This is a genomic window from Streptomyces sp. NPDC017202 (genome assembly GCF_044331705.1).
Classification (GTDB): domain Bacteria; phylum Actinomycetota; class Actinomycetes; order Streptomycetales; family Streptomycetaceae; genus Streptomyces.
Window position 1 is genome coordinate 153,153 of sequence record NZ_JBIRNP010000002.1, and the last position, 21,864, is coordinate 175,016.

Annotated in this window: 20 protein-coding genes and 1 tRNA gene; 12 read left to right on the forward strand and 9 right to left on the reverse strand. The window is 72.4% G+C overall.

The features are described from left to right. The first annotated feature begins 110 nt into the window (after positions 1-110). From ACH4N1_RS04925 to ACH4N1_RS04935, 3 genes are all read left to right on the forward strand, one after another. Positions 111-1,568: an aminopeptidase P family protein gene (locus ACH4N1_RS04925; RefSeq protein WP_382786990.1), complete on the forward strand. Its 1,458-nt coding sequence runs from the start codon at positions 111-113 to the stop codon at positions 1,566-1,568. An 89-nt stretch (positions 1,569-1,657) separates the two neighbouring features. Continuing rightward, positions 1,658-3,031, forward strand: a complete 1,374-nt coding sequence (locus tag ACH4N1_RS04930; RefSeq protein ID WP_398095234.1) for a PLP-dependent aminotransferase family protein — start codon at positions 1,658-1,660, stop codon at positions 3,029-3,031. Between the two features lie 90 nt (positions 3,032-3,121). Then, positions 3,122-4,363, forward strand: a complete 1,242-nt coding sequence (locus ACH4N1_RS04935) for an MFS transporter (RefSeq protein ID WP_398094562.1) — start codon at positions 3,122-3,124, stop codon at positions 4,361-4,363. A gap of 114 nt (positions 4,364-4,477) precedes the next feature. Here ACH4N1_RS04935 and ACH4N1_RS04940 read toward each other — a convergent pair whose 3' ends face one another. The 3 genes from ACH4N1_RS04940 to ACH4N1_RS04950 all read right to left on the reverse strand — a co-directional run bounded on the left by ACH4N1_RS04940 (position 4,478) and on the right by ACH4N1_RS04950 (position 6,851). Further along, positions 4,478-5,308 carry a triphosphoribosyl-dephospho-CoA synthase gene (locus tag ACH4N1_RS04940; RefSeq protein ID WP_398094563.1) on the reverse strand — a complete coding sequence of 277 codons (831 nt, stop codon included), beginning with the start codon at positions 5,306-5,308 and terminating at the stop codon, positions 4,478-4,480. 9 nt (positions 5,309-5,317) lie between these two features. Beyond that, positions 5,318-6,292, reverse strand: a complete 975-nt coding sequence (locus ACH4N1_RS04945) for an intradiol ring-cleavage dioxygenase (RefSeq protein ID WP_398094565.1) — start codon at positions 6,290-6,292, stop codon at positions 5,318-5,320. A gap of 100 nt (positions 6,293-6,392) precedes the next feature. Further along, positions 6,393-6,851: an ATP-binding protein gene (locus tag ACH4N1_RS04950; RefSeq protein WP_398094566.1), complete on the reverse strand. Its 459-nt coding sequence runs from the start codon at positions 6,849-6,851 to the stop codon at positions 6,393-6,395. Between the two features lie 241 nt (positions 6,852-7,092). On the opposite strand from ACH4N1_RS04950, the gene ACH4N1_RS04955 reads away from it, so the two are divergent. The 9 genes from ACH4N1_RS04955 (at position 7,093) to ACH4N1_RS04995 (ending at position 17,045) form a co-directional block, all read left to right on the forward strand. Further along, positions 7,093-7,935, forward strand: a complete 843-nt coding sequence (locus ACH4N1_RS04955; protein ID WP_398094567.1) for a hypothetical protein — start codon at positions 7,093-7,095, stop codon at positions 7,933-7,935. Positions 7,936-8,105: 170 nt separating this feature from the next. Continuing rightward, positions 8,106-8,852: a YcnI family protein gene (locus tag ACH4N1_RS04960; protein WP_398095236.1), complete on the forward strand. Its 747-nt coding sequence runs from the start codon at positions 8,106-8,108 to the stop codon at positions 8,850-8,852. A 79-nt stretch (positions 8,853-8,931) separates the two neighbouring features. After that, positions 8,932-9,582: an SCO family protein gene (locus tag ACH4N1_RS04965; RefSeq protein ID WP_398094568.1), complete on the forward strand. Its 651-nt coding sequence runs from the start codon at positions 8,932-8,934 to the stop codon at positions 9,580-9,582. Next, a complete protein-coding gene (locus ACH4N1_RS04970) occupies positions 9,579-10,046 on the forward strand; it encodes a copper chaperone PCu(A)C (protein WP_398094570.1) in 468 nt (155 codons plus the stop codon). The genes ACH4N1_RS04965 and ACH4N1_RS04970 overlap by 4 nt, the downstream gene beginning before the upstream one ends. A gap of 13 nt (positions 10,047-10,059) precedes the next feature. After that, entirely contained in the window at positions 10,060-12,105 is a 2,046-nt protein-coding gene (locus ACH4N1_RS04975) for a copper resistance CopC/CopD family protein (RefSeq protein WP_398094572.1), read from the forward strand. 7 nt (positions 12,106-12,112) lie between these two features. After that, positions 12,113-13,390, forward strand: a complete 1,278-nt coding sequence (gene efeB / locus ACH4N1_RS04980) for an iron uptake transporter deferrochelatase/peroxidase subunit (protein ID WP_398094574.1) — start codon at positions 12,113-12,115, stop codon at positions 13,388-13,390. Positions 13,391-13,499: 109 nt separating this feature from the next. Next, complete coding sequence (pheA, locus tag ACH4N1_RS04985) at positions 13,500-14,432, forward strand: prephenate dehydratase (RefSeq protein ID WP_398094575.1); 933 nt, start codon at positions 13,500-13,502, stop codon at positions 14,430-14,432. A gap of 526 nt (positions 14,433-14,958) precedes the next feature. Further along, positions 14,959-16,236, forward strand: a complete 1,278-nt coding sequence (serS, locus tag ACH4N1_RS04990) for a serine--tRNA ligase (RefSeq protein WP_366058226.1) — start codon at positions 14,959-14,961, stop codon at positions 16,234-16,236. After that, positions 16,233-17,045: an HAD family hydrolase gene (locus tag ACH4N1_RS04995; RefSeq protein ID WP_398094577.1), complete on the forward strand. Its 813-nt coding sequence runs from the start codon at positions 16,233-16,235 to the stop codon at positions 17,043-17,045. The genes serS and ACH4N1_RS04995 overlap by 4 nt, the downstream gene beginning before the upstream one ends. Before the next feature lie 291 nt (positions 17,046-17,336). On the opposite strand, the gene ACH4N1_RS05000 is transcribed toward ACH4N1_RS04995, so the two are convergent. The 6 genes from ACH4N1_RS05000 to ACH4N1_RS05025 form a co-directional block, all read right to left on the reverse strand. After that, a tRNA-Ser gene (locus tag ACH4N1_RS05000) sits at positions 17,337-17,421 on the reverse strand. Positions 17,422-17,739: 318 nt separating this feature from the next. Beyond that, on the reverse strand, positions 17,740-17,952 hold the full coding sequence (locus tag ACH4N1_RS05005) for a hypothetical protein (protein ID WP_398095239.1): 213 nt from the start codon (positions 17,950-17,952) through the stop codon (positions 17,740-17,742). 291 nt (positions 17,953-18,243) lie between these two features. Then, positions 18,244-18,963 (reverse strand): ABC transporter permease, encoded by a 720-nt coding sequence (locus ACH4N1_RS05010; RefSeq protein ID WP_356569963.1) that lies wholly within the window; start codon positions 18,961-18,963, stop codon positions 18,244-18,246. Between the two features lie 10 nt (positions 18,964-18,973). Then, on the reverse strand, positions 18,974-19,885 hold the full coding sequence (locus ACH4N1_RS05015) for an ABC transporter ATP-binding protein (RefSeq protein ID WP_363092356.1): 912 nt from the start codon (positions 19,883-19,885) through the stop codon (positions 18,974-18,976). Further along, entirely contained in the window at positions 19,882-20,790 is a 909-nt protein-coding gene (locus tag ACH4N1_RS05020; RefSeq protein ID WP_398094579.1) for an ABC transporter permease, read from the reverse strand. The genes ACH4N1_RS05015 and ACH4N1_RS05020 overlap by 4 nt, the downstream gene beginning before the upstream one ends. Next, a complete protein-coding gene (locus tag ACH4N1_RS05025; RefSeq protein WP_398095240.1) occupies positions 20,780-21,745 on the reverse strand; it encodes an ABC transporter ATP-binding protein in 966 nt (321 codons plus the stop codon). Before ACH4N1_RS05025 ends, ACH4N1_RS05020 begins: the two co-directional genes overlap by 11 nt. Between the last annotated feature and the right edge of the window lie 119 nt (positions 21,746-21,864).

The following is a 21,864-nucleotide window of genomic DNA, read 5'->3' on the forward strand; positions in this document are numbered from 1 at the left end:
GTGTCCGCCCCGTCCCGTTCCGGCAACGGTAAGAGGTCCTTCGCCCCTGGGCCCCCTTCTGTACGACCGTACGATGGAGAGGGCCCAGTGCCGTATCGAGGAGGATGACCGTGGCGGAAGAGCTCCCGGAGACCCCGGAGACCGCTGAAGAAGAGCCGATCAAGGCACGGAAGAACGGCCTGTACCCGGGCGTGTCCGACGAGCTGGCCGAGAACATGAAGTCCGGCTGGGCCGACACGGAGCTGCGTGACCTGGAACCGATCGCCCAGGCCGCCGAGACCGCCGCCCGGCGCGCCGCGCTCTCCGCCCGTTTCCCGGGCGAGCGTCTGGTGATCCCCGCCGGCAACCTGAAGACCCGCTCGAACGACACGGAGTACGCCTTCCGCGCCTCGGTCGAGTACGCCTACCTCACCGGCAACCAGACCGAGGACGGCGTGCTGGTCCTGGAGCCGCGGGGCGAGGGCCACGCCGAGACGATCTACCTCCTGCCGCGCTCCGACCGGGAGAACGGCGAGTTCTGGCTCTCCGGCCAGGGCGAACTGTGGGTCGGCCGCCGGCACTCCCTCTCCGAGGCCGAGAAGCTGTACGGCATCCCCGCCGCCGACGTGCGCGAGCTGGCCGCCCTGCTGCGCGAGGCCACCGGCCCGGTGCGGGTCGTGCGCGGGCACGACGCCGGCATCGAGGCCGCGCTGACCGACAAGGTCACCGCCGAGCGCGACGAGGAGCTGCGCGTCTTCCTCTCCGAGGCCCGCCTGGTCAAGGACGAGTTCGAGATCGGCGAGCTGCAGAAGGCCGTCGACTCGACGGTCCGCGGCTTCGAGGACGTCGTGAAGGTCCTCGACAGGGCCGAGGCGACGAGCGAGCGCTACATCGAGGGCACGTTCTTCCTCCGCGCGCGCGTGGAGGGCAACGACGTCGGCTACGGCACCATCGCCGCCGCCGGCCCGCACGCCTGCACGCTGCACTGGGTGCGCAACGACGGGCCCGTGCGCTCCGGCGACCTGCTCCTGCTGGACGCCGGCGTCGAGACGCACACGTACTACACCGCCGACGTCACGCGGACGCTGCCGGTCGACGGCCGCTTCAGCGAGATCCAGAAGAAGATCTACGACGCCGTGTACGACGCCCAGGAGGCCGGCATCGCGGCCGTGCGGCCGGGCGGCAAGTACCGCGACTTCCACGACGCCGCGCAGCGCGTGCTGACCGAGCGGCTCGTCGAGTGGGGTCTGGTCGAGGGGCCCGTGGAGCGGGTGCTGGAGCTGGGCCTGCAGCGCCGCTGGACACTGCACGGCACCGGGCACATGCTCGGCATGGACGTCCACGACTGCGCCGCCGCGCGCGTGGAGTCGTACGTCGACGGGACGCTGGAGCCGGGCATGGTGCTGACGGTCGAGCCGGGGCTGTACTTCCAGGCCGACGACCTGACCGTGCCGGAGGAGTACCGCGGGATCGGCGTCCGGATCGAGGACGACATCCTGGTCACCCGCGATGGGAACCGGAACCTGTCCGACGGCCTGCCGCGGCGGTCCGACGAGGTCGAGGCGTGGATGGCTTCGCTCAAGGGCTGATACCGAGCCGATGGCCGGGTACCGGTGCGGTGCCCGGCCATCGCCGTGTCCGCTTCACCTACACGTGCACGTACCTGGGGGAGGGCTTCGTGGACGACTTCTGGTCAGGGGTCGGTGTCGACCTGCATCTGGAGACCGACGGCAGCGAGGGGCGGCGGGCCGGGCTGGAGCGGGCGCTGCGGGACGCCGTACGGGGCGGGCGGCTCGCCCCGGGCACCCGGCTGCCGGCCACCCGGCGGCTCGCGGCCGAGGCCGGCATCTCGCGCAACACCGTCAAGGCCGCGTACGACCAGCTGGTCGCCGAGGGCTACCTGACCGCACGCCAGGGGTCGGGCACCCGGGTCGCCGCGCTGTCCTCCGCCGCCGCGGAACCGCCGGCCGCCGCGGCACGCGCGCGTGAGCCCCGCTTCGACCTGCGGCCCGGCAGCCCCGACGTCGGCGCCTTCCCGGCGGCGGCCTGGCTGCGCGCGCTGCGCCGGGCGATCGCCACGGCACCCTCCCCGGCGTACGACTACGGCGATCCGCGCGGGCGGACGGAGCTGCGGACGGCGCTGTCGGGGTATCTGGGGCGGGCGCGCGGGGTGATCGCGCCGCCGGAACGGATCGTGATCACCTCCGGGTACGTGCAGGGGCTCGCGCTGCTCACGCGCGCGCTGGAGGGCGCCCCGGTGGGCATGGAGGACCCCGGACTGCCGTTCCACCGGGAGGTCGTACGGCGCAACGGCGGGCACGTGGTGCCGGTGCCGGTCGACGAGCGGGGGGTGCGCACACGGGAGCTGGGCGACCTCGGGGCGGTCGTCGTCACGCCCGCGCACCAGTACCCGACCGGTGTCACGCTGCACCCGGAGCGGCGGCGGGCCCTGACGGACTGGGCACGCGCGCGTGGCGCGCTGATCGTCGAGGACGACTACGACGGCGAGTTCCGCTACGACCGGCAGCCCGTCGGCGCCCTCCAGGGAATGGCGCCGGGGCAGGTGGCCTACCTCGGCACCGCCTCGAAGACGCTCGGGCCGGCGCTGCGGCTGGGCTGGATGGTGCTGCCGCCGCACCTCGTCGACGCCGTCGCCGACGCCAAGCTGCACAGCGACCACCACACCGAGACCATCGGCCAGCTGGCCCTCGCCGAACTGATCGACGGCCACGCCTACGACCGTCATGTGCGCGCGTGCCGGCTGCGCTACCGGCGCCGCAGGGACCTGCTCCTCGACCGGCTGGGGGCGCGCAGGAACGTGCGCGGGGTCGCGGCCGGGCTGCACGCGCTGGTCGAGGTCCGCGACGAGGCGGAGGTGCGGGAACGGGCGGAGGCCGAGGGCCTCGCGGTCGGCCGGCTCGGCGACCACTGGCACGCGCGTGAGGACGCCGGGGAGCGGCCGCAGGGACTGGTGGTGGGGTACGGGACACCGCGGGAGCGGGCCTATCCGGAGGCGTTGGACGTGCTGGTGAAGGTGCTGGAAGGCGCCTGAGCGGTGCTCCGGCGCCCGGCTCGGTGGACCAACGATCCGGTGTCCGATTGGCGCTGTTGACGGGCCCACCGGGCCCCTAGCTTCGTGAGCATGACCAAGACGCCGCCGCAGCGGCTGCTCACCCTGGCCCAGTGGAGCAACTCCGTCGGGGACGGCGCCTACTACACGACGTCGGCGCTCTACTTCACCCAGATCGCCGGTCTGACTCCCGCGCGCGTGGGGCTGGGACTGACCATCGGCTGGGCGGTCGGCTCGCTGGCCGGACTTCCGCTGGGCCGGCTGGCCGACCGGCGCGGCCCGCGCGGCACGGCGGTGCTGCTGGCGCTGGCGACCGGGTCGGCGGTGGCGTCCTTCACGCTCGTGCGCGGCTTCGTCCCGTTCGTGCTGGTGGCCTGCGCGTACGCGGCCGCGCAGGCCGGGCTGGCGGCGGCGCGGCAGGCGCTGCTGGCGGGGCTGGTACCCGCCGGGGAGCGGACGGGGCTGCTGGCCCGGCTCCAGTCGACGCTCAACGCGGGGCTGGCGGTGGGGGCCGGACTCGGCGGGCTCGCCCTGCACGCCGGGACGCGGGCGGCGTACCTCGCGGTGTTCGCGGTCGACGCGGTGAGCTTCCTGGTGTGCGCGCTGCTGCTCCTCGGGCTGCCCCGCGCCGCCTCCGTCCCGGTCCGCCCGCACGGCGGCCTCGGCGTGCTGCGCGACCGGCCGTACGCGGTCGTCGCGCTGCTGAACACCGTGCTGTTGCTGCGGCTGCCGCTGCTCAGCCTGGTCCTGCCGCTGTGGATCACCGAGCGGACCGGGGCACCGGCCTGGCTGGTGTCCGCGCTGTTCGTGCTCAACACCGCCGCGGTGACCGTGTTCCAGGTGCGGGCGGTGCGGGGCGTCACCGGTCTGGTCGGTGCCACGCGCGTCCTGCGGCGTGCGGGCTGGGTGATGTGCGCCGCCTGCGCCGTCTTCGCGCTGTCCGCCGGGACCTCCGCGCGGGTGGCGGCGGGCGTCCTGGTGGTGGGGGCGGTACTCCAGGTGGCGGCCGAGATGGGCCAGTCGGCGGGCTCCTGGCAGCTCTCCTTCGACCTGGCCCCGGCCGACCGCGTGGGCGAGTACCAGGGGCTGTTCGGCACGGGCGTCACCGTGGCCCGCACCCTCGGCCCGCTCGTCCTGACCACCCTCCTCGTGGAGTGGGGCCCGCCGGGCTGGCTGCTGCTCGCCGGAGCGACCCTGGCGGCCTCGTACGCCATGGGCCCGGCGGCACGACGGGCCGCCGCCGGGCGGGAGGGGGACGCCGGGGAACCCGGCGCCCCCCGCTCGGCCCCGGCCACCCGCCGCTCCGAAGCGTGAGCGGCACGGGGCCCACCGGCGGGCGCACCGCCCCTGGCGGCCCCGTACGCCAGGGGCCCGGCGGCACGACGGGCCGCCGCCGGGCCGAAGAGAGGCCGAGCGGCTCTGCTCCGGTCAGCCGGGCCTGCGGGGCGTGAGCGGCAGGGTGTCCACGAACAGTGCGCCCGCCAGCAGGCCGGCGCTGCCGCGCGGACTCCACCCGCGCGCGTGGAGGTCGGCGTCGAGCGCGGTCAGGGCCGTGCGGCCCGCCCGCGTCGCCGTGCCGCCCGCCTCGAGGACGGCGCGGGCGCCCGCCTGGACGTGCCGCAGCCCGACCGGGCCCGCGCTGTGGAGGAGTTCGGTGTCCTGGAGCGTGGACATGACGGTGAGCAGGGCGTCGAGCCGTGCCTCCGCCTCGCTCGCGCCCGCCGAGCGGGCCCCGGTGAGCGCGGTCAGCGCCCGCCGGACGTGCGGGAAACCGGCCCGCGCCTCACCCCGGGCGCCGGCCGCGCCGTACCTCGCCGACACCGTGGAGCCGCGCGACGGACGGCGCGGGGCGTCCCGGTCGGTGTGCGCGGCGATCCGTTTGGCGGTGTGCGTGACCTCGGACCCCCGCGCTCGGGGGTCCAGGGCGGCCGCCGACACCAGCAGGCCGAGGGTCCACAGCGCGCCCCGGTGGCCGCCGCCGGCCAGCCCCACCGCGTGCTCGGCGCACCGCCCGATCGCGCCCAGTTCGACACGCAGCCGCGGGGTGGGTTCGCCGGTGCGGCGGGCGGCGGCGGCCATCGCCGCGAGGCCGGGCGCGAGCGCCTTCGCCGACCAGCGCAGTCCGCGGTGGTCGCGGCGGGTGACGCGGGCGGCGAGGTCGCGCGGGTCGGGCAGCCCGGGCTTGGGGGCCAGGGCCAGTTGTCCGGTCAGCGCGGCCACGGCGGCCTGCGCGAGCGTCTCGTCCTCGCGGCTGGTCATCGCGGTGCCCTACGAGGACGCGGAGGCCGTCGGGGCGTCGCTCGGCGGAGTGCCGGTCGGGGCTCCGCTCGGCGGGGTGCCGGTCGGTGCGTCGCCCGGAGGGGTGCCGCCACCGCCGCCGCCCGCGCCGGTGTTCTCCGCGTCGGGGTCGACGCCCAGGGTCAGGGAGCCCTTGTAGCCCTTGGACGGGTCGGCCTTCTTGACGGGCTTGAGGGTGAGCAGGCCGCCGGCGGCGCCGCCGCCGTCGTAGACCATGTCGTCGTCGAGCCTGGTGTAGGTGCCGGAGTGCCGGGCGTAGGGCTCCAGCGTGAAGATCTCCTCGGCGATGTCGTCGGCGAAGAACAGCTGGCCGGTGTAATTGACCTTGCCGCCCTCGTAGGTGCCGTCCTCCTTCGCGCCGCCGGTGTGGACCTTGAGGTGGATGTGGCAGGTGCGGGGCGTGTACCAGCCGGGGAAGATCGTCTCGAACTTGACGACCCCGCCTGCGTTGGCGATCTGGTAGCCGCGCAGGTAGGTGCCGTCGTCGGCGGTCGAACCGTCCTCGCTCTCGGCCGGGGCCGAGCCGCCGGGGTTGGCGGTGGTGTAGCCGGAGTAGTAGCCCCACGCGTCGCAGTGCCAGATCTCCACCGCCGCGCCGGGCACCGGGGTGCAGCCGTCGGTGGCGTCCACCACGGTCAGGCGCAGGGTCAGCGGGACGCCGCTCTTGCCCTCGGTGATGTCCTTGCGCACCAAGGCACCGTCGAGGTAGTACGGCCCCTCGGTGACGCTCGGCATCAGCGTCATGCAGGCGCCGTCGGCCGAGGTCGCCGAAGCCGTGGCCGTGGCCGTGGCCGTGGCCGTCGTCGTGGCTTCCGTTTCCGTCGCCGTGCCGGCGAACGCCGACCGGTAGCCGGCGACGGCGAGGCCGCCGGCCGCGACCGTGCCGCCGGTCACCGCGAGGGCGCGGCGCCGGGTGATGGAGGTGTCCTTGTGGTTTCCCGTCATGGACACGAAACCTAGGAACGCGACCCGTCAGGGACGTGGGCGGAAGCTGGCAAGCGGCTGTGAGTGCCGTCGGATCCGGTTCCGCCCTGCCGACGGGAGGTCAGACGGCCATGAGCGGTGCGTCCTTGCGCCACTTGAGGATCTTGTCGAAGCTGACCACGGCACCGCCGAGACCCGGTTCGTTGCCGATGTGGACGTGGTCGGCGAGTTCCCGGATGAGGTACAGGCCACGGCCCGCCTCGGCATCCGCGTGCGCGGGGGTGGGGGTGGGGACGGGGCGTTCGGCCGTGAAGCCGGGGCCCGAGTCGGCGACCTCGATGCGGCACTTCTCGCCGTCGAGGTAGGCGGTGACCCGGTAGGCCTCCGAACAGCCCCCTTGCGCCGCGCTCTTCCCGCCGTGCTCGACAGCGTTGGCGCAGGCCTCGCTCAGGGCGACGGAGAGGTCGTACGAGACGTCGGGGTCGACACCCGCCGTCTCCATCGTGCCGAGCAGCAGACGCCGGGCCAGCGGCACGCTCGCGGCCTCGCGCCGCAGATGGAGTGACCACCAGATGCTCATGCTCCAGCCTCCAGGCCGCGGCTCGACATACCGATACGTATTGCCGCCCTGAACCGTGAGTAAGCGCGATTTCCGCGTGATGCCGCCCATATGGCGGGTGTGGGAGCCGCGGAGAACGGTGTATGCGCGTCCCACGGGAACCACCTCCACCCGTCGCATCAGAAGGTGATCTTCCGGTTCGGGGGAATCCCGCGGACCTGGGGTACGGCCGCCGCGGGGCCAGTGCGATGATGAGCCCGCCATGACTGACCCCCACCAGCGCACGGCGCGCTCCGGAGTCGCTCTCCGGCTGCTGCGGGCCGCGGTGTTCGCCGCGGTCTGCGTCGTGCTGGCCGGGGCCGGTCACACGCTCGCCTCCTGCGCCGCCGTCCCGCTGTGGACGCTGGGCGCAGGGTTCCTGGGAGCCCTCGCGGTCGTGGTGCCGCTCGCCGGGCGCGAGCGGTCGCTGCCGGGCATCGCGGCCCTGCTCGCCGTCGGGCAGACCGTCCTGCACACCCTGTTCGGCCTCGGCCAGCACACGTCGACGGCCGTCGCGTCGACCACGACGACCGCCGCCGCCTCCGACGCCGCACTGATCGAGCGGGCCGCACGGCTCGTGTGCGGGGCCACGGCCGCCGCGCTGAGCCCGGCGCAGGCCCAGAGGATCCTCGTCGAGGCCCGCCTCCAGCCGGCCGGTGACGGCGCGGGTACCGGGGCCGGTACGGGATCCATGCACCATGCGGCGGACGCCCTGGCCGGCGCAGCGGGCCCGTCGACGGCGCTGCTGCCGTCCCTGCCGATGCTGCTCGCCCACGTCCTCGCGGCCGTCGCCGCCGGATGGCTGCTGCGGCACGGCGACGCGGCCCTGCTGCGGCTCATGGACCTGTCCGCGCACGGCGTCGCCGAAGCCGCGTGCGTACGGTCCCTGCGCGGGGCGCTCACCCTGGTGCGCGCCCTGCTCGCCGGACTGCCCGCTCTGCCGGAGGCCGGTCCGCGCGTTCCGCGCACCGCGCTGCTCCCCTCCCCCAGGCCGCCCGCCGAGGCGCTCCAGCACACGGTGATCAGGCGCGGTCCGCCGGCCGCCGCCCTCGTCCTCGCTGCCTGACACGACGCGACCAGCACTCCACTTCACGGGGAGGCGCGGCCGCCGTCGTGCGGCACGCGCGCGTGCGCACGCTTCCGCGTGTCCACGCCCGACCCCTCACGGTCGGACCTCACCGTTTCCCACCGTCGTACCTCACTCGAAGTGGAGTGCTCACTGTCATGAAGCCTGCCCTGAAGGTTTCTCGTCTCGTCGCCGCCGCTGCCGTCGCCGGGTCAGCCGTTCTCGTCCTGTCCTCGCCCGCCCTCGCGCACGTCAGCGTGCAGCCGGAGGGCACGGCCGCGAAGGGCGGCTACGCCGTCGTGAACTTCCGCGTCCCCAACGAGCGCGACAACGCCTCGACCACCGGGCTGGAGGTCAACTTCCCGGCCGACACCCCCCTCTCCTCGGTGATGCCGCAGAAGATCGACGGCTGGAAGATCACGGTCACCAAGAGCAAGCTCGCCAAGCCGCTGGAGGTGCACGGACGGCAGATCTCCGAGGCCGTCTCCAAGGTGACCTGGACCGCCGACGGCAAGGGCATCGAGCCCGGCTTCATCCAGCAGTTCCCGGTCTCGATCGGCGCGCTGCCCGAGAACGCCGACCAGTTGGTCTTCAAGGCGATCCAGACGTACTCCAACAAGGAGGTCGTGCGCTGGATCGAGGTGCAGGAGGAGGGCGCCGAGGAGCCGGCGAACCCGGCACCGGTGCTCGCCCTGTCCGCCGCCGAGGACGACCACTCCCACGGTTCGTCCGCCGAGGAGTCGTCCGACAAGTCCGGTGACGCCGAGCCGGCCGCCGACACCACCGAGGCCGCCGACTCCTCCGACGGCACCGACACCACCGCCCGGGTCCTGGGCGTCGTCGGCATCGTCGTCGGTGCCGCCGGTGTGGCGTACGGCGTGCTCGCCGGCCGCCGCCGGGCCGCCGACGCCTCCTGAGGCCCGCTCGTCCGCGGTGCGCGCCGGGGGCATCCACGCCCCCGGCGCGCGCCGGAGTTCACACCACTGGGACATCTCCATGCGCAAGAAGACGTTCGCCGCGGCCGCGCTGCTCGCCGCGGCCACCCTCACCCTCTCCGCCTGCGGCGGTGACGACGGCGGTTCCAGCCCTGTCGCGGTCGTCTCCGAGGACTCCTCGCAGCAGGCCGCGACCGTGCTCGACCAGCCCTTCACCAAGCCGGACCTGGTCCTGACCGACACCCAGGGCAAGCCCTACGACCTCCGCGAGGAGACCGCGGGCCGCCCGACGCTGGTGTACTTCGGCTACACCCACTGCCCGGACGTCTGCCCGCTGACGATGAACAACATCGCCGTCGCGAAGAAGCAGCTGCCCAAGGCGGACCAGGACGCCCTGCGGGTCGTGTTCGTCACCACCGACCCGGACCGCGACACCCCGGCCGCGCTCGGCGCCTGGCTCAAGGGCATCGACTCCCAGGTGATCGGCCTGACCGGCGACTTCACCACCATCCAGACCGCCGCACGCGCCCTCGGCATCTCCATCGAGCCGCCGCACAAGGACAAGAACGGCAAGGTCGTCTCCACCCACGGCACCCAGGTCATCGCCTTCTCCCCGAAAACCGACGGCGGGTACCTCCTGTACGGCGAGGACGCCAAGGTCGACGACTACATCAAGGACCTGCCCAGGATCGTCAAGGGACAGAACCCGTGAGGCGGCCCGGCGCCCGCGGCGCGGCGCTGGCCGGCGCCCTGACCGCCGCCCTGGTCCTCGCGGGCTGCGGTTCCGGCTCCGGCGGCACTGCGGCCGAGCTGTCCGTCAGCGCCGCCTACATGCCGCAGCCGGTCTCCGCCTCCATGGCCGCGGGCTTCCTGACCATCACCAACAAGGGCGGCACGAAGGACGAGCTGACCTCCGTCACCAGCGATGCCGCTGGCAGCGTGACCGTCCACGAGACCGTCGGTGGAGCCATGCGGGAGGTCGACTCCCTGGAGGTGCCGGCGGGCGGCCGGCTCCAGCTGGCCAGCGGCGGGAACCACCTGATGTTCGAAAAGCTGAAGCGGAAGCCGCTGCAGGGCGAGAAGGTGACCGTGGAACTGCACTTCGCCGACTCCGGGACCGTCGAGGTCGAGATGCCGGTGGAATCCGCCACCTACACCCCGAACACCGGAAGCTGAGGGAAGGACCGCCTTGCCCACGACCATCGCCCCCAGGATCCGGACGCTGGTGCTGCTGTTGCTGGCCGTCACCGGCGCGCTCCTCGCCGGCGCCGGACAGGCCTTCGCGCACGCCGCGCTGACCGGCAGCGACCCCGCACAGGGGACGGTGGTCGAGAAGGCGCCCGCACAGGTCTCGCTGACCTTCTCCGAGCAGGTCTCCACGGGCGCCGACTCCGTGCGCGTGCTCGACCCGAAGGGCAGGCGCGTCGACACCGGCGAGCCGTCCGCCCTCGGCGGCACCACCTACGCCGTCCGGCTGCACGCGGGGCTGCCCGACGGCACGTACACGGTGACCTACCAGGTGGTGTCCGCGGACAGCCATCCCGTCGCCGGCGCCTACACCTTCTCCATCGGCGCTCCCTCCGCGACCAGCGTCTCGGCGACCGCGCGGGAGGCCGGCGGAGGCGTCGTCGGCAGGCTGTACGGCTTCGGGCGGTACCTGTCGTACGCCGGATTCATCGTCCTGGCCGGCGGGGCCGCCTTCGTCCTGGGCTGCTGGCCGGGCGGTGCGGGCGTGCGGGCCGTGCAGCGGCTCGTCGTCTCCGGCTGGCTCGCGCTCACCTCCGCCACGCTCCTCCTGCTGCTCCTGCGCGGCTCCTACACCGGCTCCGGCGGGATCGGCGACGTCTTCGACCTCGACCTGCTCGGGCAGGTCCTGCAGACCAAGCCGGGCGCCGCGCTCGTCTCCCGGCTGCTGCTGCTCGCCGCGGCCGCCCTGTTCATCGCGGTGCTCTTCGGCGCGTACGACAAGCGGGAGGGCGAGGAGAAGCGGGACCTGACCTTCGGACTCGCCATCGGCGGAACCGTCGTGGCGGCCGGGCTCGCGGCGAGCTGGGCGATGGCCGAGCACGCCTCCACCGGGCTCCAGCCGGGCATCGCGATGCCGGTGGACGTCGTCCACCTGCTGGCCGTCGCCGGCTGGCTCGGCGGACTGTGCGCGCTCCTCGTGGCGCTGTACCGGGGCGACACCCCGGTGGAGGCGTCGGTCGTCCGCCGGTTCTCACGGGTCGCCTTCGGCAGTGTCGTCACCCTCGTCGCGACCGGCGTCTACCAGTCGTGGCGCCAGCTCGGCTCCTGGTCCGCCTTCGCCGAGACCCGCTACGGGCAGCTCCTGCTCGTCAAGATCGGGCTGGTGGCACTGCTCGTCGGCGTCGCCTGGATCTCGCGACGGTGGACCAGCCGGCTGGAGGAGACGGCGGGGGCCGGGGCGGGGAACGCGGAGACGGCATCTGCGGAAACGACCGCTACGGAGACGGGAGACACGGGAGCGGCGACCGCGGAGACGGCATCTGCGGAAACGGCGTCCGTGGAAACGGCGGGAGCCGGGGCGGCAGGGGCTGCGGCGAAGCCGGGTGCCGAAAAGGCGTCCGGGTCCGCGGCCGGGTCGGGGTCCGGCTCCGTGGCCGGATCCGTGCCGGGGGACGGGACCGAGGACGCCGAGCGGGCCGTCCAGCTCGCGCGACAGCGGGCCGCCGTGGACGCGACGCGGCAGAAGCGGCTGCGTGACGCCGATCCCCTCCGGCTCGGCCTGCGCCGTTCGGTGCTCGCCGAGGCGGGCGTCGCCGTCGTCCTGCTCGTCGTCACCACGGCGCTGACCTCCACCGAACCCGGCCGTACGGAACAGGCCGCCAAGGCGGCCACGGCGGCCGCGTCGTCTTCCTCGTCGGACACCTCGGGAGCCGTGACCCTCGACATGTCCTTCGACACCGGCGGCACCGACGGCAAGGGCGTCGTCAGCGTCGACATCGACCCCGCGCGAACCGGCGCCAACGAGATGCACGTCTATGTGACCCGGCCCAACGGGCGCGCCTTCGACGTGCCCGAGGTGAAGGTCGCCTTCACCCTCGAGAGCAAGAAGATCGGGCCGCTGCCCGTCACCCCCGACCACATCACCACCGGCCACTGGTCGGCGAACGCGGTCCAGATTCCCATGGCCGGCGAGTGGCAGGTCGCCGTGACCGTTCGGACCTCCGACATCGACCAGGTGACCGTCTCCAAGAACGCGCAGATCGGCTGAACGACCCATGTCTGACCAGACCCTTCCGAAGGCCCCGGAGAAGTCCCTGTCCCCCGACGCACCCCGGGCGGGCCTGACCCGGCGCAAGCTGCTCGGCACCGCCGGGGCCACCGGACTCGTGGTGGGCGCCGCGGGCGGGGCAGCCGGTTATGCCGCGGCGCCCGCGCAGGCCACCCCGCTGTCCTCGATCGGCTCGGGCCAGGCGATGTTCCACGTGAAACATCAGCCCGGCATCACCCAGGGACTCCAGGCCCGCGGCCATCTGGTCGCCTTCGACCTCGCGGCGGGCGCAGGCCGCAAGGAAGCCGCGGCCCTGCTGCGCCGCTGGTCGGAGACGGCCCGACGGCTGATGGCAGGCGAGGCCGCGGCCCACGACGACACGGACATCGCGCGGGACGCGGGCCCGTCCTCGCTGACGATCACCTTCGGCTTCGGCCACAGCTTCTTCGCGCGCACCGGCCTGGAGAAGCAGCGTCCGGTCGCTCTGGACCCCCTGCCCGCCTTCTCCTCCGACCAGATCGACAAGTCCCGCAGCGACGGCGACCTGTGGGTGCAGATCGGCGCGAACGACGCCCTGGTGGCCTTCCACGCCCTGCGCGCGATCCAGAAGGACGCGGGCAGGGCGGCGAAGGTGCGCTGGCAGATGAACGGCTTCAACCGCACGCCGGGCGCGACCACCCACCCCATGACGGCCAGGAACCTGATGGGCCAGATGGACGGCACCCGCAATCCGAAGCCGGCGGACACCGACTTCGACCGGCGGATCTTCGTGCCGGAGTCGGGGTCGAACGACCCGGCATGGATGGCCAACGGCTCCTACGCCGTCGTACGCCGGATCCGCATGCTCCTCGACGACTGGGAGCAGTTGTCGGTCACGGCGCAGGAGCAGGTCATCGGGCGCCGCAAGTCCGACGGGGCACCACTGTCCGGCGGGACCGAGACGACCGAGATGGACCTGGAGAAGACGGACGCCAACGGCGATCTGGTCGTCCCGATCAACGCCCACGCCCGGATCACCCGCCCCGACCAGAACGGGGGCGCGGCGATGCTGCGCCGGCCGTTCTCGTACCACGACGGCATCGATGCCGGCGGGGTGCCGGACGCGGGGCTGCTGTTCGTCTGCTGGCAGGCCGATCCGTCGCGCGGATTCGTCACCGTGCAGCGCAAGCTGGACCGCGGGGACGCGCTGTCCCCGTACATCCGCCATGAGTCGAGCGGCCTGTTCGCGGTGCCGGGCGGAGCGCCGGAGGGCGAGTACGTGGGGCAGCGGTTGCTGGAGGGGTGAGACACGCCGAGGGCTGGTCACGCGGGGGGGGGGCACGCCGGTTCACTCGCGTGAGGGGCGCCCGTGGGACGTCGGCTCCTCGTTCCGCAAGGCCCATTAGGGTGAGGTCATGCCAGCGAGCTATGCATATCTCGGCCCCGAGGGCACCTTCACGGAGGTCGCCCTGCGCACGCTTCCGGAGGCAGCCACCCGGCAGTTGATTCCGTACGTGTCCGTGCAGTCCGCCCTCGACGCGGTCCGGACCGGCGAGGCCGAGGCCGCGTTCGTGCCGATCGAGAACTCGGTCGAGGGCGGCATCACCACGACCCTCGACGAGCTGGTCGCGGGTACGCCGTTGATGATCTACCGCGAGGTACTGCTGTCGATCACCTTCGCGCTGCTGGTCAGGCCGGGCACGAAGCTGACCGAGATCAAGACGGTCTCGGCCCACCCCGCCGCACAGCCGCAGGTGCGCAACTGGCTCAAGGCCCATCTCCCCGACGCCGTGTGGGAGTCGGCCGCCTCGAACGCGGACGCCGCTCGTCTGGTCCGCGAGGGCCGTTACGACGCCGCCTTCGCGGGTGAGTTCGCGGCCGCCCGGTACGGGCTCGAGGCACTGGAGACGGAGATCCACGACGCGGAGAACGCGCAGACGCGTTTCGTGCTGGTGGGCCGTCCGGCCCGGCCCGCCGCACCGACCGGTGCCGACAAGACGTCCGTCGTGCTGTGGCAGCGTGACGACCATCCGGGCGGGCTGCGCGACCTGCTGGGCGAGTTCGCCACCCGTGGCATCAACCTCATGGTGCTCCAGTCGCGGCCGACCGGCGCCGGAATCGGCAACTACTGCTTCTGCATCGACGCGGCCGGTCACATCTCCGAGCGCAGGATGGCGGAGGCGCTCATGGGCCTGAAGCGCATCTGCCGAGATGTGCGTTTCCTCGGCTCGTACCCGCGTGCGGACGTGACCGCGGCGCAGGTGCGGGCACCGCTGCCGGGGACCTCGGAGGGCGAGTTCATGGCGGCGGCGGAATGGGTCACGCGCTGCCAGGACGGCCGGTTCTGAATCAGGTCGGACCGGTCCTACCTGCATATCGTCGTTATCCACAGGGGTTATCCACAGGGAGTCATCTCGACCTGGGGACAAGTCGACACGGAAGCGGCATTCGGTCGACAAATCACCCTGGGGTCTCCCGGCGCGCTCCTCGCGCATCACATCACTCTTCGTCCACCCGTTTCCTTCGATCAACCCTTTGGGGCGACCTTTTTCCACCCGAAAGTGAGTGCGGAAGGGGTTTGACCAAGGAATTCTCCCTGCCGCGACGCTTCCTCGGAATGATCGATTCCGATGTCCACAGATCTTTCGCACAGCCTGTGGATAACTTTCCGAGAGCGCACACCCCTGTGGACAACCGCCCTCAAGTGCCTCTCCGCAGAAGGAAGTCGAGTCATCCCCAGCCACGACGCCGCGGCACCGGCCCGTCCGGCCGATACGCGGAAATACACAGGGCATTCGCCTCATAGCGGACCATGAGGCGTGTTCCGCAATAGTGAGTCGTGAGCCGTCACCCCACACCGGTAGCCTTGACCACGTGATTGACCTTCGCCTGCTCCGTGAGGACCCCGACCGTGTGCGCGCGTCCCAGCGCGCCCGTGGAGAGGACGTCGCGCTCGTCGACGCTCTCCTGTCTGCCGACGAGCGGCGCAGGTCGTCCGGCGTCCGCTTCGACGAGCTGCGTGCCGAGCAGAAGGCGCTCGGCAAGCTCATCCCCAAGGCCTCCCCGGACGAGAAGGCCGAGCTCCTGAAGAAGGCGAGCCAGCTCGCCGCCGACGTCAAGGCCGCCGACGCCGAGCGCGACGCGGCCGACACCGAGACCCAGGAGCTCGTCCTCCAGCTCAGCAACCTCGTGCACCCCGAGGTGCCCGTGGGCGGCGAGGAGGACTTCGTCGAGCTGGAGACGCACGGCACGATCCGCGACTTCGGCGCCGAGGGCTTCGAGCCCAAGGACCACCTGGAGCTGGGCCAGCTGCTGGGCGCCATCGACGTCGAGCGCGGCGCCAAGGTCTCCGGTTCGCGGTTCTACTTCCTCACCGGCATCGGCGCGCTGCTGGAGCTGGCCCTGGTCAACGCGGCGATCGCCCAGGCCACGGCGGCAGGCTTCACGCCGATGCTGACCCCGGCCCTGGTCCGCCCGCAGTCCATGGCGGGCACCGGCTTCCTCGGCCAGGCGGCCCAGGACGTCTACCACCTCGACAAGGACGATCTCTACCTCGTCGGCACCTCCGAGGTCGCCCTCGCCGCGTACCACATGGACGAGATCATCGACGCCGAGCGGCTGCCGCTGCGCTACGCCGGCTTCTCCCCGTGCTTCCGCCGCGAGGCCGGCTCGCACGGCAAGGACACCAAGGGCATCTTCCGCGTCCACCAGTTCGACAAGGTGGAGATGTTCACCTACGTCACTCCGGAGGACTCGCAGGCCGAGCACCAGCGCCTGCTGGAGTGGGAGAAGCAGTGGCTGACCTCGCTGGAGCTGCCGTTCCGGGTGATCGACGTCGCCTCCGGTGACCTCGGCTCCTCGGCCGCCCGCAAGTTCGACTGCGAGGCCTGGATCCCGACCCAGGGCAAGTACCGCGAGCTGACTTCGACGTCGGACTGCACCGAGTTCCAGTCCCGCCGCCTGTCGATCCGCGTCCGCGAGGGGAAGCAGGTCCGCCCGCTGGCTACGCTCAACGGCACCCTGTGCGCCGTCCCTCGCACGATCGTGGCGATCCTGGAGAACCACCAGCAGGCCGACGGCTCCGTGCGCGTGCCCGAGGTGCTGCGGCCCTACCTCGGCGGCCGGGAAGTCCTGGAGCCGGTGGCCAAGTGAGCGACGCCGCCCCGGGGTTCCCGTACCGGCTGATCGCGACCGACCTCGACGGGACGCTGCTGCGCTCCGACGAGTCGATCTCCCTCCGCACCCGTGACGCCCTCGCCGCGGCCACCGCGGCGGGCGCGTCCCACATCGTGGTGACCGGTCGCGGCGTCCCGTGGACCCGGCACATCCTCGACGACCTCGGCTACGACGGCCTCGCGGTCTGCGGCCAGGGCGCCCAGGTCTACGACGCCGGCGCGCACCGCCTGCTGACCTCGGTGACCCTGGACCGGCAGCTGGCCGGGGTGGCACTGGCCAAGATCGAGGCCGAGGTCGGCCCGCTGTACCTGGCGGCGAGCCGGGACGGACTGGACGGGGAGGTGCTGGTCGGCCCCGGTTACGCGGTCACCGAAGCGCTCCCCTCGACGCCGTTCACCGACGCGTCGGACCTTTGGTCCGCCCCGCTGAACAAGATCTACATACAGCATCCCGAGCTGTCGGACGACGAACTGGCCGAGGCGGCCCGTCAGGCCGCGGGCGGCTTCGTCTCGGTCGCGATGGCCGGCGCGGGGATCGTGGAACTGCTCCCCCTCGGCCTGTCCAAGGCCACCGGCCTCTCCCTGGCGGCCCGCCGCCTGGGCCTGAAGGCCGCTGACACGATCGCCTTCGGCGACATGCCCAACGACATCCCCATGTTCGCCTGGTCCGCCAGGAGCGTGGCCATGGCCAACGCCCACCCGGACCTGAAAGCGGTGGCCGACGAACTGACCACCTCCAACGAGGAGGACGGCATCGCGGTGGTGCTGGAAAGGCTCCTGGCGTAGACACGACAGAGCACCCGACCGACCGGCAGATCTGACGGGCCGACGGGCCGACGGCAAGGCTCCGTCACACGGAGGCCGCGAGGGGGATCGCCGCAGGCGATCAGGGGCGCGGGGAACTGCGCGACCGGCCGCCCTCTACCCGCAGCCGCCCGGACCACCCGCCTGGCAGCGGCGGTTACGGACTGACGGGGCTGTGGGCTGCGGGCTGCGGGCTGCGGGGCGGCAACCCAACGAGCTTCCCGGCACACCCCAGGCCCGAGCCCTCGGCCCAGTCGAAGTGACAACGTCCTGCGGAGGATGCACGGATCGAACGTGCGCGGGGTTCCCCCCGACCACGGCTTAGCAAGCCGGTGCCTTACCACTCGGCCAATCCTCCGGGTGGGCGGCCCACGCGAGAGCGACATCGCGTGCTCGAAGCGGCCGCCCCGGGCAGCTCCCCGTGTGGGGCGGACTCCATGAAGGGATAACTACTCCGGAGACCGCCGTCGGCTGCCCTGTCGGGAGCTGGACGTACTGCCGTGCATGGACATCGCCCTGCTCCTCTCCCAGCGTATGGCGCCGTTCCCCCCGGCGCTGCGGACGACAACCATCCTGCCCGCACGCCGAGTTGGACACCACCGAATAAAACAGCTGTGCGAGTGACGGGATGCGGCATGTCCGGCACCAGGCCGAGCCGTCTCGTCCGGGTGCCGCACTAGCGGCGGCGCCACCTGCGCCGACGTGCCTTGCTGAAGAACCACCCCGCCGGAGGCTCGTCCGAGCGCCACGGTTGGGGCTCGGGCTCCTCCGCACGCCAGCGCGCGGCAAGCATCCGGGCACGGGCGGACGGCTCGGAGGTCTCGGCGGCCCGTATGAAGTCCCCGTCGAGGACGGCATCGCCCCAGCCTCCGTCCGGCCCCTGCCGCACAGCCGGGTCCGAGGCCCGGTCCCGGGGGTGCCCGTCCCGGGGGTGCCCGTCCGACGAGGGCCGCTCCGGGGGCTGGTGCGCAGCCCGGTCGGGCGTCCCGTCCTCCGACCGCCCGCGGTCGTCCCCGTGCTCACGACCGCCGAACCGCGCCGACTCGTCCGCCATTCCGACCTCCTGCCGTCCTCACGGCCGTATCCGTCCGCCCAGTGTGCCCGGGCACAGGTCAAGCCCCCGTCAGAGTCCCTTCACGAGCCCTGCGAGGGGGCTGGGCCCTGCGAGGGGACTCGCCGCCTACTCCTCCCCCGCCAGCGTCAGCGCCCGCAGCTTCTGTCCCGCGTACCAGGTGGCCAGCACCGTCACCGCCACCAACAGGACGGTCGCCGTGGTCAGTCCGACGTCCGAGGTGATCAGGTCACCGCCGGCGACCTTGTCGGCGACGGCCAGCGACCACTGCTGGACGCTGAGCGTGCGCGCGCCCGGCACCAGCGAACCGAACAGCGCCTCCCACACCAGGGCGTAGACGAGGCCGAAGACCACCGCGTGCCGGGACACCGTGCCCAGCAGCAGGAACAGCGCCGCGTAGGCGATGGAGGACACCAGTGCGGCGACCGTGTAGGCGACGGCGATCTGCTGTCCGTTGCCGTTGAGGATGAACCCGGCGATCAGAGTGGGCAGTGCCGAGAACACCATCGTCACCGCGATGGCGACGATGAGCTTGGTGAAGATGATCGTCGGCCGCTTCAGCGGCTTGGACAGGAGGTACACCACGGAACCGTCGTCGATCTCGGGCCCGATCGCGCCCGTGCCGGCGATGACGCCGATGATCGGCACCATGGTGGCGAGCGCGAGCCCGCCGAGCAGGTCGGACGCGGTCTGGTCGTCGGCGCCGGCGAGACCGCGCACCACCACCGAGATCGCGATCAGCAGCAGGGGCAGCGCGCCCAGAATGAGGGCCCGGCGCCGGCCGAGCAGGGCCCGGTACGTGAGTCGGGCGACTGTGGGGTCGTACATCTTCGGCCTCCTACGCCGCGACCAGGTACGAGAACACGGACTCGAGGGACTCGTCGGACGGCGAGACCGTGAGCAGCCTGATGCCGTGGTCCCTGGCGACGCGCGGCAGCAGCGAGGTGAAGCGGCCGAAGTCGACGGCCTGGATGCGCAACGCCCCCTCGGCGAGATCGACCTCGATGCCGGAGGTCGACGGGTCGGCGATCAGTGCGGCCGCGAGCGCGCGGTCGTCGCTGGAACGCACGAGGTAGCGGTGCGGGCGGTCGGTCATCAGCCGGCGGATCTTGCGGAAGTCGCCGCTGGCCGCGTGGCGTCCGGCGACGACGACCTCGATGTGCCAGGCCAGTTGCTCGACCTCTTCGAGGATGTGCGAGGAGAACAGCACGGTGCGGCCCTCGTCGCCCATGCGCCGCAGCAGGTCCATGAGCTGCATGCGCTGGCGCGGGTCCATGCCGTTGAAGGGTTCGTCCAGCAGCAGCAGCGACGGGTCGTGGACGAGGGCGCTGGCCATCTTCACGCGCTGGCGCATGCCCTTGGAGTACGTCTCGATCTTGCGGTCCTGCGCGTACTCCATCTCGACCGTGGCCAGGGCCTTCTGGGCGGCCTTGGCGCCGAGGCCGTGCAGCTCGGCGTTGGCGACGACGAACTCGCGGCCGGTGAGGAAGTCGTACATCGCCTCCCGCTCGGGGACGATGCCGATGTGCCGGTAGATGTCCTCGTTGCGCCAGACCTGCCGGCCGTCGAGGGTGACGGTGCCGGTGGAGGGCGCGAGGAAGCCGCCCATCATGTTGATCAGGGTGGACTTTCCGGCGCCGTTGGGGCCGAGCAGACCGGTGACTCCGGGGCCGACGGTCATGGTGATGTCGTTGACGGCGACCACGTTGCCGAACCAGCGGGAGACGTGGTCGAGGGAGAGCGTGGTCACAGTCCCACCTTCTTGTAGCGGCGCATCAGGAGGCCGTAGCACGCGGCGATCAGGCCCAGGCAGACGAGGACGTAGACCACGCCCTCCCCGTGGGAGGGGCCGATCCCGCCCGGAGCGGCGGAAGCGGCGCCGAGGAACGCCGACTGCACGCCGTCGATGAGGGTGACCGGCGAGAACAGGCCGATCCAGGGGATGGCGCCCGTGCTGCCCTGGGCGTCGGCGATGGCCTGGAGCGTGGAGACGGCGCCGTAGGAGATGGTCAGGACGGCGATGACGGCCGCGATGCCGAAGCCGCGGCGCGGGGTGACCGCCGCGATCACCAGTCCCAGTCCGGCGAAGAGCAGCGAGAGCAGTGCCACGGAGACGAGTCCCTGGGCGAATCCCTCGGTCTGGTCGGCGAAGTCGAGCTTGGCCAGCAGGGCGCCCGCGTAGAGCACCAGCAGGGGTGCGGCGGTGAGGACGAACAGGGCCGAGGCGAGCGCGGCGAACTTGGCGCGGACGTAGTCGGCGGTTTCGATCGGCCGGGAGAAGTACAGCGGCACGGTCTTGAAGCGCAGGTCGCGCGAGACGGACTGGGGTGCCTGCGAGGCGACGTAGAGGCTGATGACGGCCTGCATGACGATCGCGTAGCGGGTGTAGTCCAGCGGGAGTTCCTTGGCCTTCGTGGCGACGGCGACGGCGACCATGATGGCCGCGGGCACGCACATCACCACGAACAGCAGCATCGGCAGCACCTTGGACTTCACCGAACGGCCGAGGCCGTAGGCGCCCCGCAGGGACTGCGAGTAGAGGGAACGGCGGGCGTAGGCGCGGCCCAGGCGGGGGCCGTCGTAACTGCGGTAGCCGATGTTGTGGATGCGGGTCTGGTCGCCCGAGGGGGTGGTCACCGGGTGCTCAACTGCCATGGCCGACGGCCTCCTTCCGCTGCTCGTCACTGTCGTGGAAGACCTCGGAGATGTGGTGCCGGCGCTGTTCCATACGCACCAGGCCGAGGCCCAGGTCGGCGACCACGTCCCGTACGACGTCGTAGGTGTCCTCGCCCTGCGCGGTCAGCAGCAGGATGTGTCCCGCGCCGGGCAGTCCGCTCTCGGCGTCGAGGACGTCGACCCCGCGCGCGTGCAGCGCCTGGCGGACCGCGCGGGTGCCGTCCGGATGCTCGTCGGTGTCGGTGACCTCGATCGCGAGGGTGGTGGTGGTCTGGGTGAAGTCGGTGGTGGAGCTGGAGCGCAGCAGCTTGCCGCCGTCGACGACGACCACGTGGTCGCAGGTGCGCTCGAGTTCGCCCAGCAGGTGGGAGGTGACCAGGACCGAGATGCCGAAGTCGGTGTGGATGCGGCGGATGAGGCCGAGCATCTCGTCGCGGCCGACCGGGTCGAGGCCGTTGGTCGGCTCGTCGAGGAAGACCAGCTGCGGGTCGTGGACCAGGGCCTGGGCGAGTTTGACGCGCTGCTTCATGCCCGTGGAGTAGCCGCCGATGGGACGGTAGCGCTCCTCGTACAGCCCGACGTGGCGCAGGGTGTCGGCGGTGCGCTCACGCGCGGCGGTCGGCGGCAGGCCGGACATGCGGGCCATGTGCACGACGAACTCGGTGGCCGAGACGTCGGGCGGCAGGCAGTCGTGCTCGGGCATGTACCCGACGCGCTCCCGGATGGCGGCGCCCCTGGTCGCGACGTCGAGTCCGAGCACTTCGGCGCGGCCCTCGGAAGCGGGGGACAGCCCCAGCAGGATCTTGATCAGTGTGGACTTGCCGGCCCCGTTGGCACCGACGAGTCCGGTCACACCGGGCCCGACGTCCACGGAGAGCCGGTCAAGAGCGGTCACCCGGGGGAACCGCTTGCTCAGGCTTTCGGTCGCGATCACAGTCACGTCTTCGACGATAGTGACGCGGGCCACGCCAGTCGTCAGACCGCAGAGCTGTCCTCGTCTCAGACTCGAGATGTACGGGCCCGTAGGGGTTCCCCACCCTGAGGTCTAGACGA